At 74.5% G+C, this 19,256-nt stretch carries 3 protein-coding genes (1 of these 3 cut by a window edge); all 3 read left to right on the top strand.

Annotated elements, in window-relative coordinates; translation table 11 throughout:
• Tightly spaced (each overlapping or abutting the next), the 3 genes in view from C2142_RS05095 to C2142_RS41430 form a layout consistent with a single transcriptional unit that may run on beyond the window.
• On the top strand, positions 1-821 hold the 3' portion of the coding sequence (locus tag C2142_RS05095; protein WP_148641275.1) for an SDR family NAD(P)-dependent oxidoreductase. The gene continues 13,207 nt to the left of window position 1, outside the view; the window shows 821 of its 14,028 coding nt (coding positions 13,208-14,028); its start codon lies beyond the left edge, outside the window; its stop codon occupies positions 819-821.
• The gene (locus C2142_RS05090) at positions 818-9,526 is read left to right on the top strand and encodes an SDR family NAD(P)-dependent oxidoreductase (RefSeq protein ID WP_148641274.1); all 8,709 of its coding nucleotides are present in this window, start codon (positions 818-820) and stop codon (positions 9,524-9,526) included. The genes C2142_RS05095 and C2142_RS05090 overlap by 4 nt, the downstream gene beginning before the upstream one ends.
• Positions 9,519-19,256, top strand: a complete 9,738-nt coding sequence (locus C2142_RS41430; protein ID WP_148641273.1) for an SDR family NAD(P)-dependent oxidoreductase — start codon at positions 9,519-9,521, stop codon at positions 19,254-19,256. Before C2142_RS05090 ends, C2142_RS41430 begins: the two co-directional genes overlap by 8 nt.

The raw sequence follows: 19,256 nt of genomic DNA, 5'->3' as shown, positions 1-19,256 counted from the left end.
ACGCCACGGCGGCCGCCACCCCGCTCCCGTGGAAGGAGAACGGGGTGTACCTGATCACCGGCGGGACGGGCGCGCTCGGCCTCGTCCTCGCCCGGGAGATCGCCACCCGGACCGGGAACGCCACCCTCGTCCTGACCGGGCGCTCCCCGTCCGGCCCGGACAAGCTCCGCGCCCTCGACGAGCTGGTCGCCCTCGGCGCCCGCGCCGCGCACTACGAGCAGGCCGACACGGCCGACCGCGCCGCCACCGACGCGCTGGTGGCGCGGACGCTGGAGCGGTGCGGCCGGATCGACGGCGTCGTCCACAGCGCCGGCGTCACGCACGACGGCTTCATCCTGCGCAAGCAGGAGGCGGAGTTCCGCGGCGTCCTGGCACCCAAGGTGTCGGGCGTGGTGAACCTCGACGACGCCACCGCCGCCCTCCCGCTCGACTTCTTCGTGACCTTCTCCTCCACCTCCGGGGCCTCCGGCAACGTCGGCCAGGTCGACTACGCGGCGGCCAACGCCTTCCTCGACGCCTACGCCTGGCACCGCCGGGACCTCGTGACCCGAGGCGAGCGCAGCGGGCACAGCCAGTCCGTCAACTGGCCGCTCTGGGCCGACGGCGGAATGCACGTCACGCCGGAGACGGCGGCCCTGCTGCGCTCGCGCTACGGCGTCGTCCCGCTGGGGACGGCCGAAGGGATCGAGGCGTTCCACCGGATCCTCAACTCCCCGCACAGCCAGGTGATGGTCACCGCGGCCGCGCCGTCCGGCCCACCTGAAACGCCTGCCCCGCACCAGACCTCCCCTGTCACCTCTGCCGTCGGGACGAATCCGTGACGCACAACCCCGTGACACACCACGACAGCGACGAGCTCGCAGCGAAGGCGACCGCCTACCTCAAGGGCCTGCTCTCCCAGGCCACCAAGGTGCCGGTCGGCCGGGTCGACGCCCACCGGGCGTTCGAGAGCTTCGGCATCGACTCGGTCATGGCGATGACCATGACGGCCGAGCTCGAAACCGTCCTCGGGTCGCTGCCGAAGACCCTCTTCTTCGAGTTCCGCGACCTCCACGGGCTGGCGCAGCACCTCATCGCCGACCACCGCCCGGCGCTGCTGCGCCACCTCGGCACCGCCGGTGAGGAGGAGGCCCCGGCCGGCCGGGCGCCCGCGCCGGCGCCGACGCCGCGCGGGGCCGACCGGCCGCGCAGGCCCGTGCCGCGCAAGGCGGTGCCGCGCAAGCCCCTGGCGTCGAGCCGGTGGGGCACGCGGTTGGACGCGCCGCAGCCCGTGGGCGCGGCCGGGCCGGCCCGGCCGCCCGAGCCCGTGCAGCCCGTGCGGTCGGTGCAGCCCGAGCGGTCGGAGACGCGGGAGGGGGCGGCGGAGGGGACGCGGGGGCTCGACATCGCGATCATCGGCCTGTCCGGGCGCTACCCGCAGGCCCGCACGCTGGACGAGTTCTGGGCCAACCTGGCCGCCGGCCGCGACAGCGTCACCGAGATCCCGGCCGACCGCTGGAACCACGGCGTGTACTTCGACCCCGACAAGGACGCGCCGGGGAAGACCTACAGCAAGTGGGGCGGATTCGTCGACGGCGTCGCCGAGTTCGACCCGCTGTTCTTCCACATCTCGCCCTCCGAGGCCGAGTTGATGGACCCTCAGGAGCGCCTCTTCCTGCAGTGCGCCTACGAGACCGTCGAGGACGCCGGGTACACCCCGGCGGGCCTGAACGCGCCCTCGGCCGACGGCACGCCGCCCAGCATCGGCGTCTACGTCGGCGTCATGTACGAGGAGTACCAGCTCTACGGGGCCCAGGAGCAGGTCCTCGGGCGCCCGGTGGCGCTCTCCGGGAACCCCTCGGCCGTCGCCAACCGGGTCTCCTACTACTTCGACTTCCGCGGCCCGAGCATGAGCGTCGACACGATGTGCTCCTCCTCGCTCAGCGCCATCCAGCTCGCCTGCCAGAGCATCGGCGCGGGCGTCTGCGACGTGGCGCTGGCCGGCGGCGTCAACCTCTCGGTGCACCCCAACAAGTACCTGATGCTCGGTCAGGGCAAGTTCGTCTCCGGCAAGGGCCGGTGCGAGAGCTTCGGCAAGGGCGGCGACGGCTACGTGCCGGGCGAGGGCGTGGGCGCCGTCCTGCTGAAGCCGCTGGCCAGGGCCGTGGCGGACGGCGACCGAATACACGGCGTCATCCGGGGCATCGCCGTCAACCACGGCGGGCGGACCAACGGGTACGCCGTCCCCAGCCCGCTCGCGCAGGCCCGCTCGGTCACCGACGCGTGGCGGCAGGCCGGGGTGGACCCCCGGGCCGTCAGCTACATCGAGGCGCACGGCACCGGCACGGCGCTCGGGGACCCGATCGAGATCTCCGGGCTCACCAAGGCGTTCCGCCGGCACACCCAGGACGAGCGGTTCTGCGCGATCGGCTCGGTCAAGAGCAACATCGGGCACTGCGAGAGCGCCGCCGGCATGTCCGGCCTGACCAAGGTCCTGCTGCAACTGCGGCACGGCAAGCTCGCCCCGTCGCTGCACTCCGCGGAGCTCAACCCGTACATCGACTTCGACCGCACGCCCTTCACCGTCCAGCAGACCCTGGCGGACTGGCGGCGGCCCGTGGTGACGGTCGACGGGGCCGAGCGGGAACTGCCCCGGATCGCGGGCATCTCCTCCTTCGGGGCCGGTGGGTCCAACGCCCACCTGGTCGTCGAGGAGTACCGGGCGGAGCCCGCGCCCGCGGTCGCGCCCGGGGCGCCCGTCCTCGTCGTGCTCTCCGCCCGCAGCGCCGACCGCCTGACCGAGAAGGCACGCCAACTCGCCGACTGGATCGAGGCGAAGGGCCTCGCCGACGCCGACCTGCCCTCGGTCGCCCGGACGCTCCAGGTGGGGCGCGAGGCCATGCGGGAGCGGTTCGGCCTCGTGGTGGAGACCATGCCGGAGCTGGTCGCACGGCTGAAGGGCTTCGCGGCCGGCGAGGAGGCCGACGGCCTGGTCCGCGGGCGGGCGAGCGGCGACACCGAGGCCCTCGCGCGGCTCGCCGCCGAGGAGCGGCCGGACGACGCGCTCGCCGGCCGGGACCTCGCGAGGCTGCTGGAGCTCTGGGTCAAGGGCGTCACCGTCGACTGGGCCGGGCTGTACGACGGCGTGGCGCCGGCGCGCATCGCGCTGCCCGCCTACCCCTTCGGCCGGGACCGCTACTGGATCGACACCACGCGCACGGCCGCGGCCCTGGCAGGCACCTTCGCCGGTACCGCCCCGGCCGTCGCCGGCACCACCCCGGCCGTCGCCGCCGCGGTCGGAACCGCTGCGGCCGGCCCGGCCCACGAGGCGCTGGTCTTCACGGAGGACTGGGAGCCCGAGGCGCTGCCCGCCGCGCCGTCCGGCGCGGCGCGGATCCTGGTCTGCCTCGGCACCGACCCCGCCGGCCCGGACGAGCTCACCCGCGCCGCGCGCGCCCTCGACCCCGCGACCACGCTGGTCCTCCTGACCCGCGGCGAGGGCTACCGGAAGACCTCGGAGCACTCCTACCAGGTCGACGCCCGGGAGCCCGGCGACTGGGTCCGCGCCTTCGAGGAGATCCGGGCGCAGTACGGCCCGGTCGACGGCCTGCTCAACCTGTGGACGCTGGAGGACGGCGCCGGCCCGGCCTCCTACCGCACCACCCTCCACCTCCTCCAGGCGGTCGCGGCGGCGAAGCTGACGGTCCGGCGGATCGTCCAGGCCGGGGAGTTCCGCGACGGCGTGGAGCAGGCGTACCTGGAGTCGTGGCTCGGCTTCGAGCGTTCGCTCGGCCGGGTGCTCCCGGGGGTGGCGTTCACCGCCGTGCTGGAGGACGCCCGGGACGCCGAGGGCCGGCCCGTCCAGGACCGGGACGCCGGGGGCCGGATGGCACCCGCGGCCTGGTTCGCGCGCCTGCGGGACGAGCTGGCCGCCGCCGAGCCGGCGAGCGTGCTCTACCGCGGCGGGTCCCGCCACGTCGGCAGGGTCCGGCCGAGCACGCCCGGCGCCGGTACGGACCTGCTCAGGCAGCGCGGCACCTACCTGATCACCGGCGGTCTCGGCGGCCTGGGCCTGCTCTTCGCCGAGCACCTCGCCCGGACCCGCTCCGCGCGCCTGGTGCTGACCGGCCGCTCGCCCCTCGACGCAGGCCGGGAGCAGCTGATCGCCGGGATCGAGGCGCTCGGCGGCGAGGTCCTGTACGGGCGGGCCGACGCCGCCGACCGGGAGGCCATGCGGGCGGTCGTGAGCGCGGCGCACGAGCGCTTCGGGGCGATCGACGGCGTCATCCACGCCGCCGGCGTCGCCGGGCAGGGCAGCGTCCTCACCACCGACGCCCCGGCGTTCGAGGACCGGCTCTCCTCCAAGGTGGCCGGCACCCTCGTCCTGGACGAGGTCCTCGCCGGTGAACCCCTCGGCTTCGCCTGCTACTTCTCGTCCACCTCGGCCGTCCTCGGGGACTTCGGCAGCTGCGACTACGCCGTCGGCAACCGCTTCCAGACCGCCTACGCCCGGCACCGCGAGGAGCGGGTGCGGCAGGGTTCGCTCTCCGGGGCGACCGTCGCCGTCAACTGGCCCCTGTGGCGCGAGGGCGGCATGGGGTTCGACGACGCGCAGGGCGCCGAGCTGTACCTCGCCTCCAGCGGGCTGCGGCTGCTCGACCGGGAGGAGGGCATCGCGCTCTTCGAACGGCTCCTGGGGCAGGGCCGGACCCAGCAGCTCGTCCTGGCCGGGGAGCCGGACCGCGTCCGGCGCCTGCTCGGCGTGGACCGGACGCCCCCCGCACCGACCGCACCTGCCGTACCAGAAACACCTGCCGCACCTGCCGCACCTGCCGTCAACAACGCTGCGCACAGCGCGCTCGTCCCGGGAACGGAGCACGTGGACCTCGACACCCTGGTTCTTTCGGAACTGGAAACGATGATCGGTGAGACGCTCAGGGTGCCCCGTGAGCAGATCCACGCCGACGAGAACCTCTCGCACCTCGGATTCGACTCCGTCAACCTGGCGAAGCTCGCCGGGGCCATGAGCCGGCACTTCGGCTTCGAGGTGCTGCCCTCGGTCTTCTTCTCGCACCCCACCCCGCAGCGGCTGGTGGCGCACCTGGTGGCGGAGCAGCAGGACGCCCTGCGCGAGCGCTACACGAAGCAGGCCGGGCGCCCGGCCGCCGAGGCCCCGGAGGCTACCGCCGTCCCCGAGCCCGCCACGACCGCCACGGCCGCCGAGGTCGCCGAGGCCGCCGGGCCGGTCCGGGGGAGGAGCGCGGACGGCGCACCCGAGGCGATCGCCGTCATCGGCATGAGCGGCCGCTTCCCCGCCGCCCGGTCGGTCGACGAGTTCTGGAAGATCCTGGAGCAGGGCCGGGACGTCCTCTCGCCCGTGCCCGAGGACCGCCGCGCCGACTGGAGCGACCCGGAGGCACAGGACCCGGAGCGCACCCGGTGCGGATTCGTCCCCGGCATCGCCGAGTTCGACCCCGCATTCTTCGAGATCTCGCCGCGCGAGGCGCAGAGCATGGACCCGCGCCAGCGGCTGCTGCTCCAGGAGGCCTGGCACGCGCTGGAGGACGCCGGCTACGGCGAGCGTCGGCTCCGGGACGAGCAGATCGGCATGTTCGTCGGTGCGGAACAGGGCGACTACCTGCACCTGACCCAGGGCGAGGGCAGCATCACGGCGCAGCACGAGGCGATCATGGCCTCGCGCCTGGCCTACCTGCTCGACTTCTCCGGTCCCGTGCTCGCCATCAACACCGCCTGCTCCTCCGGTCTGGCCGCCGCCCACCAGGCGTGCGCGAGCCTGCGCAGCGGCGAGTGCGACGCCGCGGTGGTGGCCGGGGTCAACCTGGCGACCACCTCCAAGGTGTTCGCCGAGACGAGTAAGGCCGGCATGCTCTCCGAGAGCGGCGTCTGCCACGCGTTCGACTCGCGGGCGGACGGCATGGTGCTCGGCGAGGCCGTCGCGGTCGTCGTCCTGAAGCGCCTGTCGCAGGCGGAGGCCGACGGTGACACCGTCCTCGCCGTCATCCGCGGCAGCGGCATGAACTACGACGGCCGGACCAACGGCATCACCGCCCCGAACGGCGCGGCCCAGGCGAACCTCCACCGCAGCGTCCACCGGCGCTTCGGGATCGACGCCGGGCGCATCGAGCACATCGTCGCCCACGGCACCGGCACCAGGCTCGGCGACCCCGTGGAGGTCAACGCGCTCAACGAGGTCTTCAAGGAGCGCACCGGCCGGGCCGGTCACTGCGCGCTGACCTCGACCAAGACCAACGTCGGCCACACGCTGGCCGCCTCCGGCGTGGTCAGCCTGATCGCCCTCGTCCAGTCGCTGCGGCACGGCGTCATCCCCGCCAGCCTCCACTGCGAGCAGGACAGCGACTACATCGCGTGGAAGGACAGCCCCTTCTACGTCAACAAGGCGGCCAAGGCGTGGCCGGCCGACGCGCAGGGCACGCGCCTCGGTGCGGTCAGCTCGTTCGGCATGAGCGGGACCAACGTCCACATGGTCGTGGAGAGTCACCGCGCGCCCGAGCGCACGGCGCCGTCCGGCGAGGCACCGGCCCGGCTGCTGGTGCTCTCCGCGAAGACCCCCGAGGCGCTGGACGAGCGGGTCCGGGAGCTGCGGGAGGCCCTGCGGGCCGGGGACTTCGACGCCGCCCGCCTCGGCGACGCCGCGTACACCCTGCTGGAGGGCAGGCAGCACTTCGCCCACCGCTGCGCGCTCGTCGTCGGCGACGCCGCCGACGCCCTTGCCGCACTGGACGCCGCGGCGCGCGGTGAGGACTCGCCGACGGTCCGCCGCGGCGAGGTGCCGCGGGACCGCAAGGACCGCTCGCTGCTCGACATCCAGGCGCAGGCGCTGCTCGCCGAGTTGGCGGTGCCCGGCACCCCGGCGGCCAAGTACCGGGACGTGCTCTCGGCCCTGGCCGCGCTCTACTGCCAGGGCGCGACGCCGGACTGGCAGAAGCTCTTCGCGGGCGAGCAGCCGCACCTGACCGCGCTGCCCGGCTACCCGTTCTCGCGCAAGCGGTACTGGGCCACGCAGCAGCGGCCCGCGGCGGCCCCGGTGGCCGCGCCCGCCCCGGCTCCGACCGCGGCGGCCCCGACTCCGGCCGCGGTGGCTGTGGCTGCGGCCCCGGCCCCGGCCGCTGCTCCGGTGGTCGTGGCCGCCCCCGCGACGGGCGGGACCGCAGCCGGACGGGCGAAGATCGTGCTGCGGAGCCCGGGTGCGGCGCCCGCCGCACCGGTCTCGCTGGCCGGCAAGCCGCGCAACGTCCGGCTGGGCGAGCTGGGTGCTCCGTCCGGGCGGCCCGCGCCGGTCGTGACCCCGGTGCCCGGCGCACGGCCCCTGGCCGCCCCCGACGCCGCCGTCGCCGGCCCGGCGCCCGTGCCGCAGGCCCCGGTCGCGCCGGTGCGGTCCACGAGCGTGCTGCGGCAGGAGCTGCGAGCCGGTCTCGCGGAGGCGCTGTACCTGCCGGAGAGCGACATCGACCTCGGCCGCAACTTCATCGAGCTGGGCCTGGACTCCATCGTCGGGGTGGAGTGGATCAAGACCCTCAACAAGAAGTACGGCACCGCGCTGACGGCCGCCCGGCTCTACGACTACCCGACGGTGCGGGAGTTCGCGGAGTTCCTCCGGAGTGAGATGGCGGCCGCCGCGCCCGCGCCCGCGCCGGCCGCCGCACCCGCGCCGGCCGTGCAGTCCGTGGTGACGCCGGATCCCGTGCCGACGCCGGAGCCCGTGCCCGCCGTCCCCTCCGTGCCGGCGCCCGCGCCCGTCGCGGCCCGGCCGGTCCGACCGAGGTCCGTCCTCATCGACGAGCTGCGGAGCAGCCTGGCCGAGGCCCTGTTCCTGGAACCGGGGGAGGTCGACGCCGGCCGCAACTTCGTGGAGCTCGGCATGGACTCCATCATCGGCGTCGAGTGGGTGAAGACGATCAACCGGCTGTACGGCACGTCGCTGACGGCGACGCGGCTGTACGACTACGCGACGCTGCGCGAGCTGGCCGGGTACCTGGAGACGCAGATGCCGGCCGAGGCCGAGCCGGTCGCCGCCGCGCAGCCGGTCGCCCCGGTTGCCGCCCCGGTGGCCCCGGTCACGCCGTCCCCGGCTCCGGCCCCCGTTCCCGCGCCCGCCGCCCCCGTCGAGCCGGCCCCGGCCTCCGCCGCCCCGGCCCCCGTTGCCCCGGTGCCCGCCACCACGACGCCCGCCCCGGCCCCCGTCGCGCGGGAGGCCGCGCCGTCCGCCGTCCGGACCGGTGACCGGGCCGCCGTCATCGGCATGTCCGGCCGCTACCCGGGCTCGGAGAACCTCCGCCAGTACTGGGACAACCTCAGCAACGGCCGCAACTCCGTGCGCGAGGTGCCCCCGTCCCGCTGGGACGTGGCGCGGTACTACGACCCGCGCCCCGGCCAGAAGGGCAAGACGAACTGCAAGTGGCTGGGCTACCTGGAGGACGCGGACTGCTTCGACCCGCTGTTCTTCAACATCTCGCCGCTGGAGGCGGAAGGGCTCGACCCGCAGCAGCGCATCTTCCTCCAGGAGGCCTACCGGGCGTTCGAGGACGCGGGGTACGACCCGCAGTCCCTGAGCCGCAAGAAGTGCGGCGTCTTCCTGGGGATCAGCGGCAACGAGTACAGCTTCCTGGTGTTCCGCAACGGCGCGGAGACCAACGCGGCGACCAGCAGCAGCAACGCCATCGCCGCCTCGCGCATCGCCTACTTCCTCAACCTCAAGGGCCCGGCGATCGCGATCGACACCGCGTGCTCGTCCTCGCTGGTGGCGCTGCACCTCGCCCAGCAGGCGCTGGCGAGCCACGAGATCGACATCGCGCTGGTCGGCGGCGTCTCGCTCTACCTGCTCCCGGACACCTACGTCGGGATGTCCGAGGCGGGCATGCTCTCGCCGCACGGGCAGTGCCGGTCCTTCGACAACGGCGCGGACGGGTTCGTGCCGGGTGAGGGCGTCGGCGCCCTGGTGCTGAAGCGCCTGGGCGACGCCGAGGCCGACCACGACCACGTCTACGGCGTCGTCGCGGCCTCGGGCACCAACCAGGACGGCAAGACCAACGGCATCACCGCGCCCAGCGCCAACAGCCAGATGGACCTGGTCCGTTCGGTCTACGACCGGCACGGCATCGACGCGGCGTCCATCGGCTACGTCGAGATGCACGGCACCGGAACCAAGCTCGGCGACCCGATCGAGCTCGACGCGCTGGGCACCGTCTACCGCGAGCGGGGCGTGCCGGCCAACTCCTGCGCGATCGGCTCGGTGAAGAGCAACATCGGGCACACCTCGGCGGCCGCCGGGGTGGCCGGGGTGCACAAGGCGCTGCTGAGCATGCGTCACGGTCTGCTCGTGCCGTCGCTGAACTTCGAGACTCCCAACGAGCACTTCGACTTCGCCCATTCCCCTTTCCGTGTCAACACCCGCCTCGAACCCTGGGAGCCCCAGGCCGGCCGGGCGCCGAGGCGCGCTGCCGTGAGCTCGTTCGGATTCAGCGGAACGAACGCCCACGTCGTGCTGGAGGAGTATCGCAATGCGTGACAGCAGTGTGCGGACCGCTTCGGCGGCCGTCGTCGTCACCCTGTCGGCCAAGACCGAGGCGCAGCTGGACAGCTCGGCCGAGAACCTGCTCGCCTTCCTGGCGGACGAGCCGCGGCTCGACCTGACCGACCTGGCCTTCTCGCTCCAGGCCGGCCGGGAGGCGATGGACCACCGGCTGGCCTTCGTGGCCGACTCCACCGCCGCGGTCGCGGCCGGCCTGCGGACCCACCTGGGGCAGGGCGGCGGGACCGCTCTCTTCCGGGGCCGGGCGCCCGAGCAGCTGACCTGGGACGAGGAGGACGAGGAACGCAAGGCGCTGGTCCGTTCCTGGATCGCGGCCGGGGACCACGCCGCCGTCGCGAAGGCCTGGGCCGGCGGCTGCGCCGTCGACTGGCCGCTGCTGTACGCGTCGGCCCGGCCGTTCCGGATCCCGCTGCCCACCTACCCGTTCGCGAAGGAGCGGTACTGGGTCGAGGAGCAGCCGGGTGCGCAGGCCGGTCCCGGCCCGTCCGCCGCGGCGGCGCCGCACCCGCTGGTGCAGCGCGACACCTCCCAGTTCGGGCGGCAGCGCTACACCTCGACCTTCACCGGTGAGGAGGCGTTCCTCCGTGACCACCGGGTCCGCGGTGAGCGGATCCTGCCCGGCGTCGCCCAGTTGGAGATGGCGCTCGCGGCCGCGGCCGGCGGGCGGACGCCCCAGCCGGGCTCGGCCCTCGCCGACGTGGTCTGGGCCCGCCCGTTCCGGGTGGGCGACCGCCCGCGCGACCTCCACGTCGCGCTGCGGCCCGAGGACGCGCTGCGCACCGAGGACGTGCAGGGCCCCGAGGACGCGCAGGGCGTCCGGTTCGAGGTCTTCGCCGCGGACGAGGACGCGGACGGGCCGGGTACGGCGCAGGTCCTGCACAGCACCGGTACGGTCGTGCCCGTCGGCGCCGCACCCGGCCCGGTCGACCTGCCGCGGCTGCGGGCGGAGTGCACCGTCCGCCGGGTGGACGCCGACGACGTCTACGCGGCCTTCGCGGCCGCCGGGATCGAGTACGGCGCGTCGCTGCGCGGCATCGAGTACCTGCTCGTCGGCGAGGGCCAGCTGCTGGCGCGCCTCGTGCTCCCCGCCGCCGCGCAGCCCGGCTTCGACGCCACCCGTCTGCACCCGGGCCTCACCGACGCGGCGCTCCAGGCCTGCCTGGGGATGCCGGCGGACGGCCCGGACACCGCGCCGCAGACCCTGCTGCCCTTCGCCGTCGACCGGGTCGAGGTGTTCGGCGCGCTGACGCCCGGCCTCTGGGTCTGGATCCGCCCGAGCGGGACCGGCCCGCAGGACGGCGCCGTCCGCCGCCTCGACCTGGACCTGTGCGACGACGCGGGGGAGGTCCGGGTGCGCCTGACGGGCTTCGCGGTCCGGGCGATGCCCCAGGAGCCGGCCCAGGAGCCGGCCCGGGAGCCCGCGGCCGGCACCGCCCGGACCCTGCCCGGGGAGGACGCGGCCGGCACCGTCCTGGCCTTCCCCCAGTGGCGCGAGCGCGCGCTGCCCGCACCGGCGGCCGACACCGCGCGGCGCACCGTGGTCCTCGCCGAGGCAGGCGTCCTCGCGGACGCGGTCGCGGTCGCCCCGGACGCCGACTGCGAGGTCGAGGTGCTCGGCTCCGAGGCCGCCGACCTCGCGGGCCGCTACACCGACTACGCGCTCCAGGTGTTCGAGCGGACGAAGGCGCTGCTGACGGACGGCACGCAGTCCGAGGTGTTCGTCCAGATCGTGCTGGCGGACCGGCCCGAGTCGCCGGCGCTCTCCGGCCTCGGCGCGCTGCTGCGGACGGCCCGGCTGGAGAACCCGCGGATCACCGGCCAGGTCGTCCTCGTGGACGCCGCCACGGGAGCGGACGCGCTGCGCGCGCTCCTCGCGGCCGAGCGCCGCAACCCGGCGGGCACCGACGAGGCCGGCACCGCTCACAGCACCGTCCGGTACCGGGACGGCCGGCGCGAGGTGCCGGCCTGGGCCGAGGAGCCCGCGGCGGACCGCCCCGGCGCGCCCTGGCGGGCCGGCGGCGTCTACCTGGTCACCGGCGGCCTCGGCGGCCTCGGGCTGATCTTCGCCGAGGAGATCGCCGGCCAGGTGAAGGACGCCACGCTCGTCCTCGCCGGCCGCTCCCCGGAGACGGCCGCGACGCGGCGGACCGTGGAACGGCTGCGGGCGTCGGGGGCCGACGTCTCCTACGCGAGCCTCGACGTCGCCGACCGGGACGCCGTCGCGGCCCTGGTCGACCGGATCGTGCGCACGGCCGGCCACCTCCACGGCGTCGTCCACAGCGCCGGCGTGATCGAGGACAACTTCATCCTGAGGAAGCCGGCCCGCGAGTTCCGTGCCGTCCTGGCGCCGAAGGTCGACGGCCTGGTGCACCTGGACGAGGCGACCAAGGACGCGGACCTGGACTTCTTCGTCACGTTCTCCTCCGGCGCCGCCGTCACCGGCAACGCCGGCCAGGCCGACTACACGGCGGCCAACGCCTTCATGGACGGCTTCGCCGAGTACCGGCAGGGCCTGGTCGCGGCCGGACTGCGGCGCGGCCGCACCCTCTCCGTCGACTGGCCGCTCTGGGCGGACGGCGGCATGCGCCCGGACGCGGGCACGGAGGCCGAGCTCCGCGACCGCTTCGGGATCTCCCTGCTGGAGCGCGCGGCCGGGATCGAGGCGCTCTCCCGCAGCCTCCAGACGAACCACCACCAAGTGCTCGTCGCCGCAGGCGACGTGGCCCGAATCAGGCAGGCGCTGACGATGCAGCAGGCCGGTGAGGACACAGGACCAGTGAGCACCGACATTCCCGGCGCGGCAGTGGAGCGGCAGGACGACGGCCTGGAGGACAGGGCCGTCGGGTACGTCACCACGCTGCTGGCGGGCGCGCTCAAGGTGCCCGCGCACCGCATCGAGGCCGACCTCCCGCTGGAGCGGTACGGCATCGACTCGGTGATGGCGATGAGCCTGACCGCCAAGCTGGAGGCGGTCTTCGGCCGGCTGCCGAAGACGCTCTTCTTCGAGTACCGCGACATCAGGCAGCTCACCGGCTACCTGGTCGAGGCGCACCGGGAGAAGCTGGCGGAGCTGCTGGGCGTGCGGCCCGCGGCCCCCGCCCCCGCCCCCGCCCCTGTGGCCGCTCCCGCCCCCGTGGCTCCCGCCCCCGTGGCCCCCGTGCCCGTGGCTCAGGCGCCCGCCGCCGCGCCTGCCCCCGCCCCGGCGCCCGCCGTCGTGCCGGAGCCGCGTGCGGCGGTCGCGCCGCGCAGCGCCGACATCGCCGTCATCGGCCTCGGCGGCCGCTACCCGCAGGCCCGCAACCTCCGCGAGTTCTGGCGCAACCTGGCCGAGGGCCGGGACAGCGTCACCGAGGTGCCCGCGGACCGCTGGGACCACCGCGCCCACTCCGTCGAGGACCCGTCCAAGCCCGGCACCGCCTACGGCAAGTGGGGCGGGTTCCTGGACGACGTCGACCGGTTCGACCCGCTGTTCTTCAACATGTCGCCCCGCGAGGCCGAGTTCACCGACCCGCAGGAGCGCCTGTTCCTGGAGTGCGTCCACGAGACGCTGGAGGACGCCGGCTACACGCGCCAGGACCTCAACCGGCACCGCTCGAACGGCGTCGAGGGCAACGTCGGCGTCTTCGTCGGCGCGATGTACGACGAGTACCAGCTGTACGGTGCGACCGAGCAGGCGCAGGCCGAGGGCCGGGTGATCCCCGGCAACGCGGCGAACATCGCCAACCGCGTCTCGTACTACTGCAACTGGCAGGGCCCGAGCATCACGCTCAAGACCATGTGCTCCTCCTCCCTGACGGCGCTCCACCTCGCCTGCCAGAGCCTCCAGCTCGGCGACTGCGAGGTCGCCGTCGCCGGCGGCGTCAACCTGTCGCTCCATCCGAACAAGTACCGGCTGCTGGGCCAGACCGGCTTCGCGTCGAGCAAGGGCCGCTGCGAGAGCTTCGGCGAGGGCGGCGACGGCTACGTGCCCGGCGAGGGCGTGGGCGCGGTGCTGCTGAAGCCGCTGGACCGGGCGATCGCCGACGGCGACCGGATCTACGGCGTCATCAAGGCCACCGCGGTCAACCACGGCGGCCGGACCAACGGCTACACGGTGCCGAACCCGAACGCCCAGAGCGGCGTGATCGCGCACGCCCTGGACAAGGCGGGCGTCGACGCGCGCACGGTCAGCTACATCGAGGCGCACGGCACCGGTACGTCCCTCGGCGACCCGATCGAGATCGCCGGCCTCACCAAGGCCTTCTCCCGGCACACGGACGACCGGCAGTTCTGCGCGATCGGCTCGGTGAAGAGCAACATCGGGCACGCCGAGAGCGCCGCCGGCATCTCGGCGCTGACGAAGGTGCTGCTCCAGCTCCAGCACGGCAAGCTGGCGCCCTCGCTCCACTCCGAGGTGCTCAACCCGCACATCGACTTCGAGGGGACGCCCTTCCGGGTGCAGCGGGAGCTGGCGGACTGGGACCGGCCGGTGATCGACACCGCCGACGGCCCCCGCGAGTACCCGCGGATCGCCGGCATCTCCTCCTTCGGCGCGGGCGGCTCCAACGCGCACGTCGTCGTCGAGGAGTACGTCCCCGCCGGGCGCCCGGCGGACACCGACCCGGCGCAGCAGCCGCTGTCCACCGTCGTCGTGCTCTCCGCGCGCACCGAGGAGCAGCTCCGCGAGCAGGCGCAGCGACTCCTCGACTGGGCGCAGGAGGAGCGGATCGGTGACGCCGACCTGCCCGGGATCGCCTTCACGCTCCAGACCGGACGCGAGCACCTGGACGAGCGGCTGGCGTTCCTGGCCGGCTCCGCCGAGGAGCTGCTCGCCCGCCTGCGCGACCACCTGGACGGCAAGGACACCGTCGGCGAGGTCTACCGGGGCCGGGTGAAGCGCGCGAAGGACGCCGTGTCGTTCCTCGCCGAGGACGAGGACATGGCGCACACCATCGAGGCGTGGGTGCGCAAGCGCAAGTTCGGCAAGCTGCTCGAACTCTGGGTCAGCGGGCTGGGCCTGGACTGGCGGGGCTTCTACCCCGCCCCGCAGCCGGCCCGGGTCTCGCTGCCGACCTACCCGTTCGCACGCAAGCGGTTCTGGGCCCCGGCGGGCCAGGCGCCCGCGCCGGCCACCGCGGTTCCGGCCGTCGCCGCCACTGCGCCTGCTGCCGAGCCCGCCGCTGCTCCGGCCGCTGCGCCCGCCGCCGCACCCGCGCCCGTGGCGGTGGTGACCGCGCCCGAGCCCACCCCCCTGAAGCCGATCCCGCCGGTGCGGCCCGCCACGGTGCCCGTGCCGTCCGGCGGCGCCCGCGCCGTCGCGAAGCCGCGCGGCATCGGCCTCGCCCCGCTCGGCGGCGGGCCGGCCACTCCGGTGGCTCCGGCGCCCGTGCGTCGTCCCGCCGCCGCGGTGACCCTCGCGCCGGTGTCCACTCCCGCTCCGCCGGCCCCCGCCGCCGCCCCGGTGGCGGCCCCGGCCCCGCAGGCTCCCGCCCCGCAGGTCCAGGCCCCGCAGGCTCCCGCTCCGGTGGTCACGGCCTACGCCGGCCCGGACGAGGAGACCCTCGTCGACGAGCTGGCGGTGAGCCTCGCCCAGGCCCTGTACATGGCGGAGGAGGAGGTCGACACCGACACCAACTTCACCGACCTCGGGCTGGACTCCATCGTCGGGGTCGAGTGGATCAAGGCGATCAACAAGCAGTACGGCCTCGACCTGGCCGCGACCAGGCTCTACGACACGCCCACCGTCCGCCAGTTGGCGGCCTACCTGCACAACCTGCTGCGCACCGCGGCGCCCGCCCCGGCCGCGGCTCCGGCCGCTCTGCCGGCCGCCGCTCCGGTCGCCGTTGCGCCGGTGGCGCCGGTTGCCGAGCCGGTCGCCGCTCCGGCGCCGGTGACGGTGGAGGCGCCGCAGCCGGCCCTCTCGGAGGACGAGGTCCAGGCGGACCTGCTGAGCAGCCTGGCCGCCGCCCTGTACGTGTCGGAGGACGAGCTCGACCTCGACCGGAGCTTCACCGACTTCGGGCTGGACTCCATCATCGGCGTGGAGTGGATCAAGGCGATCAACAAGCAGTACGGGCTGGACCTCCCCGCCACCAGGCTCTACGACCACCCGACGATCCAGGAGCTGACGGCCTGCATCCTCCGGGAGCTGGGGAAGGGAGGCGCCCCTCAGGGGCGTCCCTTTCGCGGGCTGACCGCCCCCGCCGACGCCGCCCCCGCCACCGACGCCGAGGCCGCGCCCGTCGCGGAGCCCGTCGACGCCGTGGCGCCCGCCCCCGTCGTCCTGAGCGCCCTCGCGCCGGCAGCCGAGCCGGCGCCCGCTCCCGCGATCGCCCCCGAGCCCGCTCCCGTCGTCGCCCCCGAGCCCGCGCCGGTGGCCGTGCGGCCGGCCGCGCAGCCGGTCGCGGCCGCCCCCGCCCGGGCCGGGGAGCGCGACGCCGGCCCGCGCCGCGGTGACGCGATCGCGATCGTCGGCATGGCCGGGCGCTACCCCCGCTCGGAGAACCTGGCCGAGTACTGGGACAACCTGGCGAACGGGCGCGACTGCGTCCGGGAGATCCCCAAGTCCCGCTGGGACGTCGACGAGTACTACGACCCCCGCCCGAGCCAGAAGGGCAAGGTCTACTGCCGGTCGATGGGCGACCTCGACGACATCGACGTCTTCGACCCGCTGTTCTTCAACATCCCGCCGGCCGAGGCCGAGGCGATGGACCCGCAGCAGCGCCTCTTCCTCCAGGAGGCGTACCACGCCTTCGAGGACGCGGGGTACGACCCGCGGGCGCTGAGCGGTGAGAAGTGCGGCGTCTACCTGGGGATCATGAGCAACGAGTACAGCATGCTCATGCAGAAGCAGGGCGCGGACGCCAGTTCGGCCACCAGCAACAGCAACGCCATCACGGCCGGCCGGATCGCCTACTTCCTCAACCTCAAGGGCCCGGCCATCGCCCTGGACACGGCCTGCTCCTCCTCGCTCGTCGCGACCCACCTGGCCTCCCAGGCGCTCAAGGGCGGCGAGATCGACATGGCCCTGGTCGGCGGGGTCACCCTCTACCTGAGCCCCGAGGCGTACATCAGCATGTGCGGCGCCGGGATGCTCTCGCCGGACGGCCGCTGCAAGACCTTCGACAACGGCGCCGACGGCTTCGTGCCCGGGGAGGGCGTGGGTGCCCTCGTCCTGAAGCGGCTCGACGACGCGGTGCGCGACGGGGACCACGTCCACGGCGTCATCCTCGGCTCGGGCATCAACCAGGACGGCAAGACCAACGGCATCACCGCGCCGAGCGTGATGAGCCAGATGGAGCTGGAGCGCGACGTCTACGGGCGCCACGGCATCGACCCGGCCGGGATCGGCTACGTCGAGATGCACGGCACCGGCACCAAGCTGGGCGACCCCATCGAGCTGGAGGCGCTGGGCACGGTCTACCGCGAGCACACCGACAAGGTCGGCTACTGCGCGATCGGCTCGGTGAAGAGCAACCTCGGGCACACCTCCGCGGCCGCGGGCATCGCCTCCATCCAGAAGGCCGTGCTCTGCATGCAGCAGAAGCACCTGGTGCCGACGCTCAACTTCGAGCGCCACAACGAGCACTTCGACTTCGAGCGCTCGCCGTTCTACGTCAACACCGCCCTGACGCCCTGGAAGACGGAGGCCGGCACCGCGCGGCGCGCGGCCGTGAGCTCCTTCGGCTTCAGCGGCACCAACGCCCACCTCGTGCTGGAGGAGTACGACGAGGGCGCCGGGTCCGCCGCGCCGGAGCCGGCGCACGTCCCCCGCGTCTTCGTCCTCTCGGCGAGGAGCGAGGAGCAGCTCAGGACCGCCGCCGCACGACTCGGCGACCACGTCCGGGCGCACCCGTCGGTGGACCCGCGGGACCTCGCGTTCTCGCTCCAGGTGGGCCGCGAGGCCATGACGCGGCGTCTGGCGCTGGTCGCCGCCACCCTCGGGGAGCTGGCGGAGAAGCTGACGCGGTACTCCGCGCAGGGCCGGGCGGACGGTGTCCTCACCGGTCAGGCCGCCAAGGGCCGGGGGAGGGGCGCCGTGCACGTCCCCCAGGCGGCCCCGGGCGGTGCGCCGTCCGCGGCGGAGAGCGAGCGGCTGGCCGGGCTCTGGGTGACCGGCACGGCCGTCGACTGGGCGCAGCTGTACGCGGACGAGCGGCCCCGCAGGGTCCCGCTGCCCACGTACCCCTTCGCCCGCGAGAGCTACTGGTTCACCCCGGCTCCCGCCGACGCGGGCAGCGATGTGCCCGCCGATGTGGGCACCCCGGCGCCCGCCGCGCCCGCGCCCACCCCGGCGCCCGCGGCCGCACCCGTCCCCGCCGCCGACCCGTCGGCCGCGGCGAACATCCTGCTGAAGCCGGTCTGGGACGTCGTCCCGAAGCCCGCCCCGCAGACCCCCGCCGCCGCGGACGGCCGCGTCCTGGTGGTCGGCGGCGAGCAGGAGCACTGGGAGCGGATCCGCACCGTCCACCCGGGCGCCGAGCGCCTGGCCGTCTCACCCGCGGACACCGTGGAGACGATCGCCGCCCGGCTCGACGCCGCCGGCGACCCCGTCGCCCACCTGGTCTGGCTGGCACCCCAGCAGCAGACCCCGCCGGCCGTCACGGAGGACGCGCTGGTCGAGGCACAGGAGGGCGGGCTGTATGCCTGCTTCCGCACGCTGAAGGCGCTGCTGAGCCTCGGTTACGGCCGCCGCACGCTCGACCTGACCGTCGTCACCGAGCAGAGCCTGCCGGTGCGGCGCAGCGACACCGTCGACCCGACCCACGCCGGCCTGCACGGCCTGCTCGGCTCGGTGGCCAAGGAGTACCCGGGCTGGAACGTGCGCCTGGCCGACCTCGACAAGGGGTACGACTGGCCGCTCGCGGAGCTGTTCGCGCTGCCCTGCGAGGACCGCGGCAGCGTCCGGGCGTACCGCCGCAGGCGCTGGTACCAGCAGGCGCTCCTCCCGATCCAGGAGACCGCCCGGGACACTGACCGGGACACCGCCGGGGACACCGCGCAGGGTGGTAACCCGGTGTACCGGCAGGGCGGCACGTACGTGGTGATCGGCGGCGCCGGCGGCATCGGCGAGGCGTGGACCGAGCACATGATCCGCACCTACGGCGCGCAGGTCGTCTGGATCGGCCGCCGGGCCGAGGACGCGGCGATCCGCGAGAAGCTGGGCCGGCTGGGCCGGCTGGGCCCGGAGCCCCGCTACGTGCAGGCCGACGCCGCCGACCGGGAGTCACTGCAGGGCGCCTACGAGCACATCAAGCAGAGCCACCCCGTCATCCACGGCGTGATCCACTCGGCGATCGTCCTGCTCGACCAGAGCCTGGAGCGGATGGACGAGGGGCGCTTCCGCGCCGCCGTCAGCGCCAAGGTCGACGTCAGCGTGCGGCTGGTGCAGGTCTTCCGGACCGAGCCGCTGGACTTCGTCCTGTTCTTCTCCTCGATGAACTCGTTCCTCAAGGCACCCGGGCAGTGCAACTACGTGGCCGGCTCCGTCTTCAAGGACGCCTACGCCCACCGGCTCGGCTCCGCTCTCTCCGCCCCCGTGAAGACCATGAACTGGGGCTACTGGGGCAGCGTCGGCATCGTCGCCTCCCAGGAGTACCAGGAGCGGATGAGCAGGGCCGGCGCAGCCTCGATCGAGCCCGCCGACGGCATGGCGGCCCTCGACGTCCTTCTTTCCGGCACGTTCGACCAGCTCGGCCTGGTCAAGGCTCAGGGGGGTAACTCGTAA

This window comes from Streptomyces sp. CB01881 (assembly GCF_002953255.1).
Classification (GTDB): domain Bacteria; phylum Actinomycetota; class Actinomycetes; order Streptomycetales; family Streptomycetaceae; genus Kitasatospora.
Note: the sequence above shows the minus strand (reverse complement) of the source record. Positions and strands in the feature narration are given on the sequence as shown.

Coding starts and splice junctions, on each gene's coding strand:
- C2142_RS41430 (WP_148641273.1), top strand. CDS start 9,519: ATGCGTGACAGCAGTGTGCGGACCGCTTCGGCGGCCGTCGTCGTCACC.